Here is a 17065-nt window from a genome sequence, read left to right as displayed (position 1 = left end):
ACTCAGGCGGGGTTGAGCTGCCGGGAGCAGCGAAAGAGAGCGATCGTCGGGAACGAATCGCGAACGACCCCGACTGTTTGGGTGATAGCCGGTGGGTTTACCGCTTCAGCGGCGATGAGCTCGCCGGGCGCCGGGGCTGTTCGGGGGATGGCGTTATCCCCCGGACACGTTCACCGGTGCAGTGGCTACATATAAATCAGCATTTGAAGTGAACGGGATATTCGCCATACCTTCGTAAACGGATCTATAGCTAGCAAGCAGGCAATCACAACAATTTCTGGCAGGTGGCAACCCGTTAACTTTCCCGCTACAATCCGCCTACCCATTCACTCAATGAATATAAGGAGGATCCCCATGATGTCTTGTGAGCGCTTTAACCGTTCGCATACTTTTGGCGATCGTCTCTGCTCAAGCGTTATCGGTTCCGTGCTGCGATAACTTCGGCTTGAGCGAAGAAACTTACTGAATCCCTTCCCTCGGACTTACCGGGTTATCGTCAGCGTTGTATGACGAGGCGTTTGCACGCCATAACTCTTGAGTAAGCACATATGAGCACTTTATTAACCGCCCAATCTCTGCACCTCGACACCGCTTTCGGTTCGCTGCTGGAGTCCATCACTTTTACCCTGAAAAAAGGCGACCGCATTGGCCTGATTGGTCATAACGGCTGCGGCAAAAGTACCCTGCTGAAACTGTTGGACGGCACGCTTACGCCCACCAGCGGTTCGGTCACGCGCGCGGCAACCTGCCTGATGGCAAGGGTTGAGCAGCATCTACCGCAAAGCCTCAATGCGATGACCATGCTCGACGCCGTCCTCGCGCAGGTAGAGGAAAACCAGCGCGACAGCGAACGCTGGCGCGCTGAAGCCCTGCTGGCAAGCATGGGCTTTAGCGACGCGGACTGGCAACTGACTTCCGGCACGCTGAGCGGCGGGCAGCATACCCGCCTGCTGCTGGCGCGTGCGCTGATAAGCGAGCCGGATCTGCTATTACTGGATGAGCCCAGCAACCACCTCGATCTGCCCACACTGCTGTGGCTGGAACGGTTCCTGCGCGGCTGGAGCGGTAGCTTTGTGCTGGTTTCTCACGACCGCAGCCTGCTGGACAACGTCACCAACGGCAGTTGGATCCTGCGCGATCGTGCGCTGCATTTCTTTGCGCTGCCGTGTACTCAGGCACGCAGCGCGCTGGAAGAACGGGACAAAACCGATGCCCACCGCCGCCAGGCGGAGCAAAAGGAAATTGATCGTATTACCGCCAGCGCCAAACGTCTGGCGATTTGGGGGCGGGTCTACGACAACGAGGACCTCTCCCGAAAAGCCAAGCAGATGGAGAAACGCATCGACCGGCTGAAGGACGAGCAAACCGAGCTACCTGCCGGTAGCCAGTGGCGGCTAAAGCTGAAAGGCGAAGCGCTGATTGCCGACAGGCTGCTGGAGCTGGAAGCGCTGAACGTTCGGCCCGCGCCAGAATGCGAGCCGCTGTTTACCCTGGCGTTACAGAGGGTGAAAAGCGGCGATCGCGTGGCGGTGATAGGCCGTAACGGCTGCGGAAAGTCGTCGCTGTTGCGCCTGCTTTGGCAGCAGTATCAGCAGCCCGAGCGCGAGGAAGGCATTCGCCTGCATCCTCGCGTTCACCTGGGGTATTACGACCAGACGCTGCATCAGCTTAACGACGGTGACTCACTGCTGGCGGCGCTGGAGCCCTTTGCCCCGCTCAGCGAGCAGGACAGGAAAATGGCGTTAATCAGCGCTGGATTCCCGTGGCTGCGGCATCAACAAACCGTCAGTACGCTCAGCGGCGGCGAACGTTCAAGGCTGCTGTTTGTCGGCCTGACGCTGGCCCGCTACTCCCTGCTGATGCTGGACGAGCCAACCAACCACCTGGATATGGAAGGCAAAGAGGCGCTGGCGGAAACGCTGCAAACCTTTGAAGGCGGCGTGCTGCTGGTGACCCACGATCGTGAGCTGATCGCCAAAGGCTGTAACCGCTTCTGGCTGGTAGATAATAGCCTGCTGAGCGAATGGCACGATCTGGATGCACTCTACGCTCTGTTGACCGCGGAGGAAATCGGGCAGCCTATGAACGACGCGAAACCTCAGCCCGTACAGACCGTCACTGAACACTACCGCGAAAGCGATGCGCTGCTGAAGCGGCTTATCGAGCTTGAGGATAAGCTGGCTGAGGACATTGCGCGTAAGGAAAAGCACCAGAAACCAGCGCTACAAAAGCAGTGGCGTGAAGAGATAGCGGCGCTAAATAAAAAGTTAGCGATTTAAGCTCAAAGGCCATCCTCCGGGATGGCCTTTTTTTCTTAAGCACGGCATTGCTCAGCCAGCACCCGTGCCAGTCCTGCCGGGTTCTCCCAGGACATGGAATGCCCGGCGCTCGGCACGATAGCCGTGGTAACGCCGGCCTGCTGGAAGGCGGTAAAATCCTCATCCGGCAAAGAGAGCTCCCCAAAAATAAGCGTTTTGGGGATTTTTAGCTGAGTAAACAGCTGATACCAGTCCGGCTCAATGCCGCTGACCAGGCTGCTGGCGGCACGCCATGCTGCGCGGGGAGCGGTGTTCTGCAGGCAACCCGCCCAAGGATTATTTTCATTCGCCTTAATCGCTTTCCGGTAGCCATCGGCAACAAACTCGTCTTCGGTTTGCGCGGCAATCATGCGGCTGTACATCCCGCCGCCGATATGAAAATTAGGCTCCGACACCATCAGCCCGGCTATTTTCGCCGGCATTGAGGCCGCGACTTCAATGGCGATGCTGCCGCCCATGCTGTGTCCGTAAAGAAAGAAGCGATTTAACCCCAAATGCTCCACCAGCTCACCCACGACTTTTGCCTGCTCGCGGGTGCTGTAGCCGTAATCCTGAGGCCTGTCACTGTACCCGCTGCCGGGCAAGTCGATAAGGATGCTGCGGCGAGAACTCCAGGCAGGATCGCTGACGACCCGAGGATATTCATAAGAGGATGCACAGCCGAGGCCATGAATGAAGAACAGCGGCACACCTCCGCCGGGTAAATCCAGATAACGCACGCGGCATTGCGCCGTGGTGGAGAAGAAGTTTTGCATCAATATTCCCTTTTCTTACAATAACTGTGTTTATATACAGTATACCGTATTTTCCTGCCACTCCTTTCTCTAAAATGCCCCGGCCCGCATGGCATTATTGGCTTGCTCCTTCGCCGGTGCGACAAAGGAGCAAGGGCAGAGATTACTTCACCGGCTCTGGCAGCTTGATCACCCAGATGTCGTTTTGTGATTCAGGTTTTTCCAGCGGTTTGAGCACGATTTTTGTCGCCACTTCAGCGCCGTCTTTCAGCAGGTGGCCTTTACCGTCAACCTGGTAGTCTTCGGCGTTCTCCAGCACGGCCTGCAGGCCAAAGTCGTTGTCGTTGATAACGGCAATCGTCTGGCTATCAATCAGCGCCATACCTTCGGCTTTTTCCTGCTGCCAGCCCAGCTTGCGCAGGTCGACGATCTCTTTTTTGCTCGCCAGCTTGATGCCGCGCGCCTTCAGTTGCTCAGCGTCATCAAACTCAGGGGCTTTTTCCTTATCAAAACTGGCCAGGTCGGACGCGCCGTTCAGATCGACAACGTACACCAGATTACGCATCTGCTTGTTTTTGTCGCCGCCTTGCTCAATCAGCAACAGACGGTGATTATCCAGCGCCACGATGTCGCCAATTTTGGCATCTTTGGCTTTTTTATAAACGTCCACGTCAATCGGGTAGCCGTACATTTCAGTTTTACCGGTCGCCGGATCAAGGCTCACGAGCCGGGTAAACTGCGCGCTGTTTTTGGTTTTACCGTCAATGTCCAGCGTACTTTGCACCGCGGCAATAATACGGCCATCCGGCATACGGGTTATGCCTTCGAACCCACGGTTAGGCTGGCGCCATTTGACGATATTGGGTAATCCGCCCGCCACGCCCTGTTCACCTTGCTCAGCCTGCGGGCCATATTTTTTCAGGATTTTACCGTCTGCATCCACATGGATAACAAACGGGCCATATTCATCGCACAACCAGTAGCCACCTTTACCATCCGGCGTTACGCCTTCGGTATCCAGCCCGCGCTTGTCGCTCTTCAACTGCTGGAGCGTATCGCTCAACGCAATTTCATTGGTGGCGCCAATCAGCCCTTCCGGCAGCGGCAGCCCGCTAATTGGCCCTTGCTCGTCATGCAGCGGCTTCGCGTCGATAGCTTCGGCTTTGCCGTTGCTAACGCGGATGGTCATCAGCAGCGGCGTGAAGTCAGGGTTTGCAAAAATCTTGGACTCTTTTTTCCCTGCTTTCGGCGAGTCGGCGTTTGGCCCGCGATCCGTCACGGTGGTAAAGATCAGGTCGTCGCCCTGCTTGCCCATAAAGGTCAGGCCGGAACCTACGCCTACCGGCAATCCATGAGGGAAGTTAGCGGCGTATTCTCCTTTGTAGGTCACGCTGTCCCCCTGAGGGAACGTGACAATGTAACGTTCGACCTGCGCATCCGCAGCGTGAACAGCCAGAGGGAAAACGGTACTGCAAAGTAAGGCAAGTGTTTTTAATTTCATGGTTTTTATACATATCGATGGTTGAGGTACCGGAGTTATAAAATAGCCAGATGACAGTAAGATTACACTTTGTGCTCTATATTCGCCGTTCGGTAAATATCCCCTTCGCGCTGCCGATAACCTTACAGCCAGCAGTGTTGAACCTCTTAGCGGCTGGCTGGGATGAGAATAATTTACCGATTTAAGGATGTACTATGTCAGTCAGGCGTTTTTCGATTTTGGTTTTCAGCACGCTATTGTTTATTTTTCTCGCCAGTACGGCGTCCAACATTTGGTCCCTTACCCGCAGCAATCACGCCCTCAATGACGTAAACAGTGAAATCCGCGTCGTGTTATCCGTAATTGACCCGATTAACCACAGCCGCACGATGCGCGTTCGCGCCATGCAGGCGATTCAGGAGATGGAGTCAGGCAACGCCACGCAGGCAAGCCAGAGTCTGGAAGGCGCAAAGGAAGCGCTGGGCAAAGCTGACTCAAGTTTCCAGGCTTACCTTGCGGCGGTGAAGCAGCCCGGAGAACAGGCGCTGGCGGATGAGTATAAAGCAGCCTGGCTTGCCTATCGTGACGGTGGCCTGCAGCTCCTGCTGGACGCCGCCAAAGCCAATGACAAAACCCGCAGCGCTGAACTGGTCACGGCCACCATCCCGGCGCTCGATCGCGGGTTCGAAATCACGCTGGATAAGCTGCTGGCGTTCAGAGAACAGCACGCGCATCAGCTAAATGAGGACGCACAGCAAGGCTTCCACTCCAGCTTTGTTGCCATCGGCCTGTTTGCCGCGCTGTTCATCGCCATTCTTGCCGCCGTCTTTATTTTGCTGAAGGTTCGCGTTCTTAAAGAGCTGGACACCGCGAAATCACACTGCGCTGAAATCGCCAACGGCCTGCTGCATCACTCGATTGATATCAAATCCAATGATGAAATCGGCCAGATGATGCACAGCCTTGAGCAAATGCGCCTGTCGCTTACCGACATCATTGGCCAGGTGCGTGAGTCCAGTACCACCGTGGCTTATGCCGCAGAAGAGATAGCGGCAGGCAATACCGACCTGTCTGCCCGCACCGAAGAACAAGCGGCCTCTCTGGGCGAAACGGCGGCCAGTATGGAACAGCTTACCGTCACGGTTAAACGAACGTCAGAAAGCTCGCATCAGGCCAATACGCTGGCTAACGGTATGCGCGCGGCGGCGAGCGAAGGTCAACAGATTGTCGACCAGGTGATCGGCTCCATGCGCAATATTGAAACCAGCTCGGGCAAAATCGACAGTATTATTTCCATCATCGAAGACATCGCTTTCCAGACCAATATTCTTGCCCTTAACGCGGCGGTAGAAGCCGCACGAGCGGGTGAACAAGGTCGCGGTTTTGCGGTGGTCGCCTCCGAGGTGCGTAACCTTGCCCAGCGCTCCTCCGTGGCGGCAAAAGAGATTAAAGATCTGATTGAGCTGTCCGGCCAGCAGGTTATCAACGGCAGCGAGCTGGTTAACCGCGCGGGGGAAAGCATGAAGCGCATCTCATCTTCCATAACGCAAGTCACCACGCTAATGGCGGAAATTGCCGTGTCTACCGACGAGCAAAGCCGCGGCATCGAGCAAATTAACCAGGCCGTGCTGCAAATGGATGTGGTTACGCAGCAAAACGCCGCGCTGGTTGAGCAAGCTTCTGCCGCCGCGCTTTCTCTGAAGGATCAGTCTCAGCGGCTCAACGAAGCCGTCTCGGTGTTCAAACTCGCCTGATAGCCTCTTCAGGCCACCTTCCGCCGTTCTGAGGTGGCCTGTTGTTAAGGTTTTGTAGTGATAAATGTTGATCTGCGTCACGGTCTGCCGTTAAATAAAGGCTCTTGTTACTATTCTGTTACTCATCATGATCGTTCGCCCGCATCAACACTGGTTGGCTCGCCTGTTCGTCTGGCACGGCTCGGTATTGGAAAAAATTTATTCCCGCCTGCTGCTGAATCTTGCTCTTTCGATTAGCGTTATTTTCTTTCTGCCGTGGTATGAAACCCTCGGGATAAAGCTCACCATCGCGCCGTTCAGCATCCTCGGCGTGGCCATCGCTATTTTCCTCGGGTTCCGCAACAGCGCCTGTTACGCGCGTTTTAACGAAGCGCGTTTGCTGTGGGGGCAACTGGCTATCACCTCCCGCTCTTTGCTGCGAGAAGTGAAAACGCTGACGGGCGACCAGCCTGAAGCCGTGCAGCATTTTGTAAATTTGCAGGTGGCCTTCTGCCACAGCCTGCGTATGACGTTGCGCAAAAAGCCGCAGCAGGAAACGCTTAGCCGCTACCTGCGCCCGCAAGATCTGGCCTGGGTCAGCGAAAGCCACGCCCCGTGCAACCGTATTCTGATGCTGATGGGCAGTTGGCTGAACCAGCAGCGCGAACGAGGCGTTATTTCTGACGTGCTGTGGCGCAGCCTGGACAATCATCTGAACGAGCTGTCGACGGTTTCCGGCGGCTGCGAACGTATTATTTCTACCCCAATGCCGTTCGCCTATAGCCTTATCCAGCACCGCACGGTGTATATTTTCTGCATCATGCTGCCGTTTGCTCTGGTGACCGACCTGCACTACATGACGCCGTTTGTTTCGGTGTTCGTCTCCTACACCTTTATCTCTCTCGACTCGCTGGCCGAAGAGCTGGAAGATCCGTTTGGTACCGAGGATAACGATCTGCCGCTGGATGCGATTTGCGTGGCGATTGAGCGTGATTTGCGGGATATGAACGACGAGGCGGAAAAACCCGAGGCGCTGAAGCCTAACCGGCATTATCGGTTGAGCTAGATTACCCATTTCAGGGTCGATTGCTCATATTCAACCAACGTGCACCGATGTCATTCTGAAATACATCAGTGCACGCCATTTCTGGTTTTGCTTTTCTATAACGCAGTGCCACAGGGCATTAGCTATTTATCCGGCGGCATACTGACATCGCGATCGGTGAAAATCTCCCTCAGGCCAAATTTAAAAGTTAATCCGAATATCTACTCTGACCAGACAACCCCCCCACCAACCCAGTTAATTTAGGTTAAGTCACACTCAACATACTGATATACTGCGCTGGTTTTTTGCCCATACTAATCATGTGGAATTGATGTGAGGCAATATACGACCACGTTAAGCCCGGAGTTTAAAGCATTCCCGGAGCCACCTGTTACCGATCTATACCAGGTTGTCGTGAAGAGGCGTCTATGGCGCAATGATGACCGGATTATCAGTCTTCCTCAGAGCAGCGAGAAAATATTTCAGCGGCAAAGTGCTCCTGAACCAGAAGGCTTTTTGTGTTTACCGCAGACCTGCTAAGGACAGCATATGGCAATGGGCTATTATCTTCGCGTTGGCGATAAAACTACCTGTGGCGGGCAGATCCTGTCGGGCGATCCCACCTTCACCTGGTACGGTGTTGCTACCGCACTGGAAGGCAGCGTGGTGTCCTGCGGCGAGAACCCCGGCGTTTCCTATAAAATCCTCGGTGGAACGTTGGACACATGGGATGAGGGACGTTCACTAGCCGGGACGCTGGACAGCGTCAGTTCATGCCCGTGTCGGGCCAGATTCATTCCCTCCATTTTTGATTGCTATGAAAAAGTCTCTGCCACCGCGGCACGAGCCTCTCTCGCCCCTGTGCCCGGCGTTTCTCAGTTCGGACAGACGGCCAAACGTGAAGAAGAGCCGGAGCAGCACGCGCAGGCGGCAAAGAAAAAGAAACGTGAAATCACCCTGACCATCGGCGTATTTTTCGACGGTACGGGCAACAACGCCATTAACAGCGGCGAGCGTCAGAGAGCCTGCTCCGGGGAGCAGTTCAATATGAGCGACGGTGACGTGGCGTCGGCTCAGGCGCAGTGTGTTCAGTTGCAGCACGGTTATGGTGGTACGGCAGCCGGGAGTCATCTGGGCTATTACACCAACGTGCACTGGCTTTATACGCTGTATAACCAGGAGCTCACCGTCGATACGGCGCATGGGCAATGGGCGGTTTATATTGAGGGCATCGGCACCGAAAACGGCAAAGGCGATGATACCTGGGGAATGGCCTCCGGCTCCGGCGATACGGGCGTGGTAAGTAAAACAGATAAGGCAGTTGCCGGTCTGGCTTCTGCCGTGCAGGCTTATCTGGGCAAACATCCTGATGCAGGTTCAGGAGTAATAAAAGAATTACAGTTTGATATTTTCGGTTTCAGCCGGGGGGCTGCGGCGGCGCGGCATTTTGCTAACCGGGTATTCAGCCAGGACAGCGCGATTATTGCGGCGATCAAAGCCGGGCTGGGTGACGTTGAATTCTCTGGTAAACCGGGCGGTAAAACCCGTTTTCTGGGGATATTTGATACGGTGGCGGCGATGGGAACCCCAGCCAACGGCCTGAATCCGCACAGCGCCGATACCGGGGCGGCTAATATTGCGCTGCGTCCAGGCGTGGCGGAGAAGGTTTTCCACATCACCGCCCAGCATGAATGCCGCTTTAACTTTGCCCTGAACAGCGTTAAGCCCGCCTGGCCTGAGCTGGCCCTGCCGGGCGTACACTCTGATATTGGCGGCGGCTACAACCCCGAAGAGCACGAAGCCTTTTTCCTTAGCCGCCCGCAGTTTGAGACGGTGCCGCTTTCTGTGGCCGATGAAAATACCCTCACCTATCAGCAGACTAGCACTCAGCTTCAGATAATGGATACATATCCGGCTATAGCCCCTGTCCTGCAGGCGGTGGAAGTCGAAATTCACGCCTGGCATGACAGCCGCATGCCTGCCGATCGCTATGGAACGCCGCAAAAACGCGCGGGCGCCGCGCTAGTTATTGACCGTAAAACGCGTAACGACTGGTCAAAAGTGGTGCTGCGGGTAATGTTGGATGCGGCACAGGAGGCTGGGGTTATATTTGATCTTATTTTATCTAAAGATGACAATCTGTCGTTACCTCCAGAACTTAATGACCTGTGTAATAAAGCGCTCAGGATGGGACAGGCAACCCGTAGGGGTCACTCCGAGCCCGGCTTCTCCACGCCGGAAATTATTGCGCTAGCCGAAAAATACATTCACTGCTCGGCTAACTGGAATAACGTGGAAAGGAATAAACAGGGGGCGATCGCTGGTGCGGTGAAACCCGCAAAACTGTTAACCTTCACCAATCGCCCTGATGAACGCTGGCAGCGCACAATCTACGATATGGACGGAAACAAAATATGGAAATAAAACGTCTGGCCGGGCTTATTTCGCTGCTGACGCTGACGGCCTGCCACAGCGCAGGCCAGTCGGGTGCCGCCCCCGCGAAAAGCGATGCCCCCACCGAGTGGAAATTTAATTTTTTCACCCCCAAAGCCCTGCCTGCGATGGTGACCTTTGCCGTTGTGCTGGATGAGTCCGGCGAGTGGGTTTCACGGTACGTGACGCTGGACAGCACGCCCGCGATGAGCAAGGTTGTCGGAGAGTGGAACGATACTTCACGTGCCCCCAGCGGGCACTGGAATCGCGTCAAGTACCCACCCAGACACATTTTTTTCTGCTGGGATTCCATCATCGATAAAAAAGTCTATGAAACCCGGATTACCTTCTCGGCGGCTGACATTGAGAAGATGAAGCAGCCTAGCAAATATAAAGACCACAGCGGTAACGTCGCCTATTACGACAGCATACAAATTGGTCTGGCGCCGGGCGGTAAAGTTGCCGTCTGGCTGGACGGGATCGGGTTTGAGCCTAATTACCGCATTACGCCCTCGGCGTTAACCACCCTTTCCGGAGACAAACTGGAGATTTGTAAGGGAGTGACAAAGAGCGATTTCTCTTATGGATACGATAAAGACATAAAAGATTTTATAAAAGGTAAAACCTATCCTTATGGCTCATGGTAGCCATGGTGCATAAGTGGTTCTGGCAGCCCACTATTTACAACATGGACGGAAATAAAACATGGAAATAAAACGTCTGCCCCGGCCACCCTGTCAGTGAGGAGTTGTGACCGTCAAAACGCCACTCCAAATATCCCCGCCAGCTTGCGCTTACCGCTCGCCGACACGTGCAGCTCGCGGCTGACTAAATCCCGCCGCATCCAGCCTTTTTGCTCACAGGCATGCAGCAACGCTTTCCCTAACTGCCCGCCCAGGTGTTCACGCCTTTCGCTCCAGTCCAGACAGCCGCAGGCATAGCGACGGCGGGACGAACCGGCCTCCGCGCTTACCCCAAGAAGCAATAGCTGCTCTTTACCGTGAGCGGTGACCGCGTACTCTTCACCTTCCAGCCAGTTAAGACGAAACAGCGCGTCGTGCAGCGCCACCGCAATTTCACCCGCCATATGGTCGTAGCAGGTTCTGGCGTAGCGAAGATTACCGGGCGTTTTTGTGCGCATAGCCGCGTCATCGCGTCCAACTAATCCCATTAACCCCTCCAGCGCACCGGCGATTTGGCTGCTGTAAAGCCGATAGTAGCGGTGCCGCCCCTGCTGTACGCAGGCAATCAGCGATTGTTCCATCAGTTTTGCGAGATGGCTGCTGGCCGTGGACGGCGCCACATTGGCCATAATGCTTAATTCGGTTGCGGTCCAGGCCCGGCCATCCATTAGCGCGCAGAGCATGCTGGCGCGGGTTTTGTCCGCAATGGCGGAGGCAACGGCGGCAAGTCGGGTTTCGAGAAAATCTGTTTCCATATTTCGATGCTCAGCGAAGCGTCCTGTCTGACGATGAATTAGGGTTAGCACGACATGACAATAAGGAGCAACTGATGATCGCCGTAATCTTTGAAGTCCTGCCTGCAGAAGGTCACTATAGCCGCTATCTCGAGCTGGCGGCAGAGCTTAAGCCGCTGCTGGCTGAAATTGACGGTTTTATTTCAATCGAACGTTTTCAGAGCCTTAGTGAACCGGGAAAGATCCTTTCGCTTTCGTTCTGGCGCGATGAGGCCGCCGTGCAGCAATGGCGCAACCAGGAACTGCATCGCAGCGTCCAGCAACAGGGCCGCTGCGCGGTCTTTACCGATTACCGACTCAGGGTGGCAGGTGTAATTCGGGATTATGGCATGTTTGACCGTGAACAAGCGCCGCAGGACAGTCGTGATGCGCACAAGGAAAACGCTCATGAGTGATATCACGCTAAGCATGGCGATTACCGCCACGTTTGTTCTCGTGGGTACCGTAAAAGGTGTAACGGGGATGGGTTTACCCACCGTGGCGATGGGCATTTTAGGATCGTTGATTTCACCGGTGGCCGCGGCTGGCTTGCTGCTTCTGCCCTCTTTCCTGACCAATATGTTCCAGCTGTATGAAGGCGGTAATCTGGCCGCATTGCTCAAACGCCTGTGGCCGATGATGCTTACCATCGTGCTTGGCACCGTCGCCAGCAGCAGCCTGTTAGCTTCGGGCAGCAGCCACGCGACCACCATTGCGCTGGGCATCGCGCTAATTATTTATGCTTTATGGACGCTTTTTGCCAGACCGCTGCACGTGTCTGCCCGCCACGAACGCTGGCTTTCACCGCTGACAGGCTTGCTCACCGGATTATTAACCGGCGGGACCGGCGTATTTGTGATCCCCGCCGTGCCGTATATTCAGTCGCTTGGCCTCGAGCGCGATGAACTGGTTCAGGCGCTCGGGCTTTCCTTCACCTTTTCTACCCTTGCGCTGGCGGCCGGGCTTTGGTGGCACGGCGCGCTGCAGGAAATCGCTATCAGCACGTCAGTCATGGCGGTTGTCGCCGCGCTTATCGGCCTGTTTGCAGGCCAGCGTATCCGCAAATGCATCAGCCCATTAGCCTTCAAACGCGGCTTCCTGGTTTGCCTGGTTCTGCTTGGCGGCGATATGGTTATCCGGGCGCTGATTTAGCCGAACGCCAGGCCTTCATCTGCCCAGCCGGTAATGCCACCGGGCATAACCTTCACTAACCTGCCGAGCAGCGCAAGTTTCAATGCTGCGCGATCGGCACCGTTGCAGTGTGGCCCTGCGCAGTACACCACAAACAGCGTGTCTGCGGGCCATTCGGCCATGCGGGCTTCGGTGATAAGCCGGTGCGGTAAATGAATAGCGCCCGGCAGGTGCCTGCGAGCAAATGTCTCGTCAGACCCCACCACGTGCAGCAAAACAAAGTCGATATCAGCGCTGTGAATCGCCGCGTTGACGTCTGCACAGTCGGTTTCAAACGACAGTTTTTGCAGGTAATGTGCCGCGACGATTTCTGGCGTGGCCGCAGGATAATCAGTGACATAGCTCATACAGTTCTCCTTTTAGTCTGAGCTTTGATTCTGAAGCAGCCGCGGCGGCTTGACAGCTGGCATAAATGACGATTAGCGTAAAGATTATGACAAAATTATCCGTTACCTCTGATTCTCCGCTCGTTGTGGCGCTCGCCTACGACGGCCTTTGTACGTTTGAATTCGGCGTGGCCGTCGAGGTTTTTGGCCTGCCGCGCCCGGAGATGGGCAAAAATTGGTACCGGTTTGCCGTGGCCGGTATTGAGCCTGGCGAACTGCGAGCGATGGGCGGTATTCGGCTGGCCGTTGACGGCGGGCTGGATTTGCTGGCTGAAGCCAGCCTGATTGTCATCCCCGGCTGGCGCGGCATGGATGAACCCGTACCTGAAACGCTTATTCTCGCGTTGCAGGCAGCGCACGCGCACGGAGCGCGAATTATGTCTATTTGTTCCGGCGTATTTGTGCTGGCGGCGGCAGGTTTGCTCAACGGCAAACAGGCAACCACCCACTGGCGCTACACGGCAGTGTTACAGGCTCGCTACCCGGACATCGAAGTGATACCGGACGTGCTGTATCTTGATAACGGCGATGTTTTAACATCCGCAGGAAGCGCGGCGGGTATCGACCTCTGCCTGTATCTCGTCCGCCGTGATTTCGGTGCAGCGGCCGCGAACAGCGTTGCGCGCCGATTGGTCGTACAGCCGCATCGCGACGGTGGACAGGCCCAGTTTATCGAGCAGGCCGTTCCGGTAGAGTATGAAGGTGAGAGGTTTGCTCCGCTGTTTGATCACCTTCAACGTCATCTGAACCACCCGCATTCCGTAGCGAGCCTCGCCGCTATTGTCGGCATGAGTCCGCGGACTTTTTTACGCCGCTTTGAGGGCGCAACCGGCGTCACGCCTGCCCGCTGGCTCCTGCAAAGCCGCCTTAAGCGCTGCCGGGAATTACTGGAGAACAGCACATTGCCGGTGGAAATTATTGCCGAACAAACGGGATTTGGTTCAGCGGCAACGCTGCGGCATCACTTTCGGAAACACCTGCGTACTTCTCCCGGCGCTTATCGAAATTCATTTACTTCACAAAACGAATAATTTACCTGCGGTTAGTCATTGTTTAAGTTGTGTACGTTATGATGGCATCACTCATCTGAGTAAACCCTTTTTTATCACGCGAGGTATTTCTATAGAAATGCAGTAATCTGGAGGATTAACTATGTTAGGGAATATGAACGTATTTATGGCAGTACTCGGATTCATCTTGTTTTCCGGTTTTCTTGCCGCCTGGTTTAGCCACAAATGGGATGACTAATGAACGGTGACCTTCCCCCACCTACGACGCCTCTCGCGAAATACACTTTCCGGGAGGCGTTTTCTTTTCTGCCGCCGGTTACGGTGGAGGATTTGCTAACAAAAAAATACAGCGCGAAATGAGTAAATCGGCACAATTTGTTGTCTTCCTATTCGGGACCAACAAAAGCAGACTGGATTCACTCTGGAGAATTTATGCGCAAGTCGACAAAAGTAGCGGTATTAACGGCGGTATGGCTCGCGGGCGCGCTGCCCTCTCTGGCCTTTGCCTATTCAGGGGATAAGCAGCTGAAAGCGACTGCGCCCGGCACGTCTACGCAGTCCTATGAACTAAAAGAATTCTCCTCAGATTTCAAAATGTACAAAATCGGCGACATCGCGCCGGACATCTACCGCACGGAACCCTATAACATCAAAAGCTGGCAGCTTCGCCATCTTCCTGCGCCACAGGCCGGTAGCCACTGGACCTATATGGGCGGCAATTACGTATTAATTACCGACGCCGAAGGAAAAATTCTTCAGGCCCTGGCCGGGGATATATTTTATCAGCACTAAGGATAATCCAACCCTGAGGCTGGATATCCTCAAAGACTTCAGGGTTTAGTTTAATAAATTCCTCAAGGGATCGATTTCAGCATAGTGATTATCGATCTCCAGCTGCCCTGCAATATCCAATACCTGCCTGTACTCTTCAGGACTGATGCGCACCTGATAATTTGCGATATGTCCACACAGCGTTTCAAAAGCCAGTACATTCTCTGAAAAGTCGATATATTCCAGCGCGAAGTCGATAAGCGATGAATCGAGCCGGTTTTTAAGTGCCTCACCAAAGGTTTTGATCTTTTCGTTGATATCCATGTTGACCACGTAAAGTTAATTGTTATTTGCGTGCCATCATTGCGTATGGAGAGCGGCATCCTGCCGAAATACATCCCTTTGGATATCGGATTGCGAGGAAATTTCTTGAGGGGTAAGCGTAATAGTTATTTTAAATGGCGACCCAGCGCTAGCTTTTAGCCAGCCATTTAACGTAATGCTCAGGCCATTTCACGGTTGGTGTGGCCGGTTTTCCCATACCAAAACCATGGCCGCCGTTGCTATAACGGTGCATTTCTACCGGAATATGCGCCCGCTCGCAGGCCGCCGCCATAATGAGCGTATTTTGCGGGTCTGAAACCGGATCGTCCTCCGCCTGCACCAGGAAGAACGGCGGTGAATGCGGCGTGACGTAATTCTGCACCGACCATTCGGCGTTCTCGGCAGATGAAGCATCTTTGCCAACAAGAATCTTATGGGTGGAAGTATGCTGGTAAGGTTTTTCCAGCGTGATAATCGGGTAAATTAGCGCGGCGCGGTCGGCGAATGCCGGTTTGTCATCTAAACGATCCTGCCGCGGGTAAGAACGATAGTCGGTGCGCGTGGCGGCAAGGCCAAGCAGATGCCCACCGGCAGAAAAACCCAACACGCTAACGTTGTTTGCTCGCTCACGAACAATTCTCAACGCACGCTGCGCGTCCTGTAAAGCAACCAGATTACCGCCAGCCCACCCCTCGGACGGTAAACGGTAGCTCAGCACGTATGCGGTGTAACCCCGTTCCGCAAGCCACTCTGCCGCAGGCCAGGCTTCTGACCCCATCTCAATGCGCTTATAGCCACCGCCCGCTGCCACCAGTACGGCGTGGCCATTGGGCATTTCAGGCTCAATAACGGTGAGGATGGGGATCGCAATATTGCTCTGCGCGCCTCGAGCCGAAGTCTGAATACTTCCCGATGGCCCACCGCCGCCGGGAGGCGTGCCTTTCCACAGCGGAATAACCGAACGCTTAACGCCTGCGGAAGCAAAAGAAACGCCCGCCTTCGCGGCAAGTAGCCCAGCGGTAACACAGGTAATAAAATGGCGACGATCCATAGTAAACTCCTGACAGCACAGGCTAATCACTATGCCAAAAGAGTGTGTCTAAAGTCATATTCTAAACCTGTATTAGGTAACCGGTCGTTTCGGCTCGTCATTTTATGGATAATTTATGGATGCATGAACTGATACAGACCGAATACAGACTGATTTAAAGCCGATAAATATACGTCGTCACGCCCCAAAAACCTTTTCCCGCACTCCTGCTCTTTTGCCAGCCAAGCAGTTCCAGCTCCCGCGAGACGAGTCTGTTCATAAAACCATGTCCCATGCTAAAAACGTGGCCGTGTTCCCTGGTATAGTCGGCAAGATTTTGGGCAATCACTTTTGCCCTTTTTACCGCCGCGTCTCGCGATTCAACGCCAGTTGAAATCCCCACATACCAATATAAACGAAAAATAATGAGCCATATGTCAGGAGGAAGTTTGATAAAAGGGATACGAATATTGGGGAGTTCTGCCTCTCTCAGCCCATTTGCGATTAAGTTGGGTTCAGTCCCCAAAGCTTGCAGTGATGCACGTGCACGTGGAAGAGGACTGGTGATAATAAACCGGCTACGGCTACACTCTGCAATAGCCACTGGGTCGGGAACACCGCAAATACACGCAGCGTTGTAATTATCGATCCACGCCTGCATTTCAACACTTTTAATCCACAGCCCGTGGGCGCTAATATCTGGCTTCCCATGCCTGACTAATGTTATTTCCATATCTATCCTAAACAGGAATGGCCTTTTATATATTGCTAAGTTACCCGGCCTGCGCCGGGTAATTCGTGTTATTTACGCAGCGCTCTGACCTGCGAAAAACCGTGCTCGAACACGCTATCTGCGGCGCAGATAATCACGATAACGTCGCCCCCGGCTGCTTCCTCCAGTAAACGCGTCAGCTCAGAGTCCAGCTCGCGGTTCATCTTCGGCATCGCAAGGTGCATTTCACCCGGATAATCCTCATCTTCGTCAGGCGGCATGTCTTCGATGCGGCTGCCCTTCACCACGTAAATCAGCAGATCATTGTCATTATGGGTGAGCTCTAGTCTCAAATATTTGCCAACCGGATGTTTAGCCATGCGTTACCTTCAATAGCGTATAAAATAATTTGTCGGCAATGTTAGCAAAGCAACGAGGATAA

The 17065-nt window shown here is 54.4% G+C and carries 19 protein-coding genes; 11 read left to right on the top strand and 8 right to left on the bottom strand.

Features of this window, described 5'->3' with window-relative positions; genetic code table 11:
• Window positions 1-212 (top strand): hypothetical protein (locus VGM55_RS17185; RefSeq protein ID WP_331636123.1); only part of this gene is annotated, 212 nt, incomplete at its 5' end.
• A gap of 336 nt (window positions 213-548) precedes the next feature.
• Window positions 549-2279, top strand: a complete 1731-nt coding sequence (locus VGM55_RS17180; RefSeq protein ID WP_154185637.1) for an ABC-F family ATP-binding cassette domain-containing protein — start codon at window positions 549-551, stop codon at window positions 2277-2279.
• 35 nt (window positions 2280-2314) lie between these two features.
• Here VGM55_RS17180 and VGM55_RS17175 read toward each other — a convergent pair whose 3' ends face one another.
• Together VGM55_RS17175 and VGM55_RS17170 are read right to left on the bottom strand one after the other, a co-directional pair.
• Complete coding sequence (locus VGM55_RS17175) at window positions 2315-3073, bottom strand: alpha/beta fold hydrolase (protein WP_154186284.1); 759 nt, start codon at window positions 3071-3073, stop codon at window positions 2315-2317.
• 142 nt (window positions 3074-3215) lie between these two features.
• Entirely contained in the window at window positions 3216-4553 is a 1338-nt protein-coding gene (locus VGM55_RS17170) for an esterase-like activity of phytase family protein (RefSeq protein ID WP_331636121.1), read from the bottom strand.
• Between the two features lie 194 nt (window positions 4554-4747).
• Between VGM55_RS17170 and VGM55_RS17165 the strand changes: the two genes are divergently transcribed.
• The 4 genes from VGM55_RS17165 (at window position 4748) to VGM55_RS17150 (ending at window position 10390) form a co-directional block, all read left to right on the top strand.
• Window positions 4748-6286 (top strand): methyl-accepting chemotaxis protein, encoded by a 1539-nt coding sequence (locus VGM55_RS17165; protein ID WP_331636120.1) that lies wholly within the window; start codon window positions 4748-4750, stop codon window positions 6284-6286.
• 127 nt (window positions 6287-6413) lie between these two features.
• Complete coding sequence (locus tag VGM55_RS17160) at window positions 6414-7331, top strand: bestrophin family protein (protein WP_154185643.1); 918 nt, start codon at window positions 6414-6416, stop codon at window positions 7329-7331.
• Window positions 7332-7859: 528 nt separating this feature from the next.
• Entirely contained in the window at window positions 7860-9734 is a 1875-nt protein-coding gene (locus VGM55_RS17155; protein ID WP_331636119.1) for a PAAR domain-containing protein, read from the top strand.
• On the top strand, window positions 9725-10390 hold the full coding sequence (locus tag VGM55_RS17150) for a DUF2931 family protein (protein WP_331636118.1): 666 nt from the start codon (window positions 9725-9727) through the stop codon (window positions 10388-10390). Before VGM55_RS17155 ends, VGM55_RS17150 begins: the two co-directional genes overlap by 10 nt.
• Before the next feature lie 110 nt (window positions 10391-10500).
• Here VGM55_RS17150 and VGM55_RS17145 read toward each other — a convergent pair whose 3' ends face one another.
• On the bottom strand, window positions 10501-11181 hold the full coding sequence (locus VGM55_RS17145) for a winged helix-turn-helix domain-containing protein (protein ID WP_331636117.1): 681 nt from the start codon (window positions 11179-11181) through the stop codon (window positions 10501-10503).
• A gap of 74 nt (window positions 11182-11255) precedes the next feature.
• Here VGM55_RS17145 and VGM55_RS17140 point away from each other — a divergent pair, with 74 nt between their 5' ends.
• A complete protein-coding gene (locus tag VGM55_RS17140) occupies window positions 11256-11615 on the top strand; it encodes an antibiotic biosynthesis monooxygenase (RefSeq protein WP_331636116.1) in 360 nt (119 codons plus the stop codon).
• Window positions 11608-12351: a sulfite exporter TauE/SafE family protein gene (locus tag VGM55_RS17135; RefSeq protein ID WP_331636115.1), complete on the top strand. Its 744-nt coding sequence runs from the start codon at window positions 11608-11610 to the stop codon at window positions 12349-12351. The genes VGM55_RS17140 and VGM55_RS17135 overlap by 8 nt, the downstream gene beginning before the upstream one ends.
• Here the strand turns inward: VGM55_RS17135 and VGM55_RS17130 are convergent.
• Window positions 12348-12737 (bottom strand): rhodanese-like domain-containing protein, encoded by a 390-nt coding sequence (locus VGM55_RS17130; RefSeq protein ID WP_154185653.1) that lies wholly within the window; start codon window positions 12735-12737, stop codon window positions 12348-12350. The genes VGM55_RS17135 and VGM55_RS17130 overlap by 4 nt on opposite strands.
• Before the next feature lie 65 nt (window positions 12738-12802).
• Here VGM55_RS17130 and ftrA point away from each other — a divergent pair, with 65 nt between their 5' ends.
• The 3 genes from ftrA to VGM55_RS17115 all read left to right on the top strand — a co-directional run bounded on the left by ftrA (window position 12803) and on the right by VGM55_RS17115 (window position 14578).
• Window positions 12803-13807, top strand: a complete 1005-nt coding sequence (ftrA, locus tag VGM55_RS17125; RefSeq protein ID WP_331636114.1) for a transcriptional regulator FtrA — start codon at window positions 12803-12805, stop codon at window positions 13805-13807.
• 121 nt (window positions 13808-13928) lie between these two features.
• Window positions 13929-14024 (top strand): protein MgtS, encoded by a 96-nt coding sequence (gene mgtS, locus VGM55_RS17120; protein WP_008459108.1) that lies wholly within the window; start codon window positions 13929-13931, stop codon window positions 14022-14024.
• A 194-nt stretch (window positions 14025-14218) separates the two neighbouring features.
• Window positions 14219-14578: an RcnB family protein gene (locus tag VGM55_RS17115; protein ID WP_154185657.1), complete on the top strand. Its 360-nt coding sequence runs from the start codon at window positions 14219-14221 to the stop codon at window positions 14576-14578.
• Window positions 14579-14623: 45 nt separating this feature from the next.
• Here VGM55_RS17115 and VGM55_RS17110 read toward each other — a convergent pair whose 3' ends face one another.
• The 4 genes from VGM55_RS17110 to VGM55_RS17095 form a co-directional block, all read right to left on the bottom strand.
• Entirely contained in the window at window positions 14624-14881 is a 258-nt protein-coding gene (locus tag VGM55_RS17110) for a MafI family immunity protein (protein ID WP_038472561.1), read from the bottom strand.
• Between the two features lie 148 nt (window positions 14882-15029).
• Window positions 15030-15932: an alpha/beta hydrolase gene (locus VGM55_RS17105; RefSeq protein WP_154185659.1), complete on the bottom strand. Its 903-nt coding sequence runs from the start codon at window positions 15930-15932 to the stop codon at window positions 15030-15032.
• A gap of 154 nt (window positions 15933-16086) precedes the next feature.
• Entirely contained in the window at window positions 16087-16644 is a 558-nt protein-coding gene (locus VGM55_RS17100; protein ID WP_154185661.1) for a histidine phosphatase family protein, read from the bottom strand.
• 68 nt (window positions 16645-16712) lie between these two features.
• A complete protein-coding gene (locus VGM55_RS17095) occupies window positions 16713-17003 on the bottom strand; it encodes a hypothetical protein (protein WP_154185663.1) in 291 nt (96 codons plus the stop codon).
• Window positions 17004-17065 lie beyond the last annotated feature (62 nt).

The sequence above is a fragment of the Cedecea sp. genome (assembly GCF_036500665.1).
In the GTDB taxonomy this organism is placed as follows: Bacteria; Pseudomonadota; Gammaproteobacteria; order Enterobacterales; family Enterobacteriaceae; genus Cedecea.
This window is presented reverse-complemented; position numbering and strand designations above follow the sequence as displayed.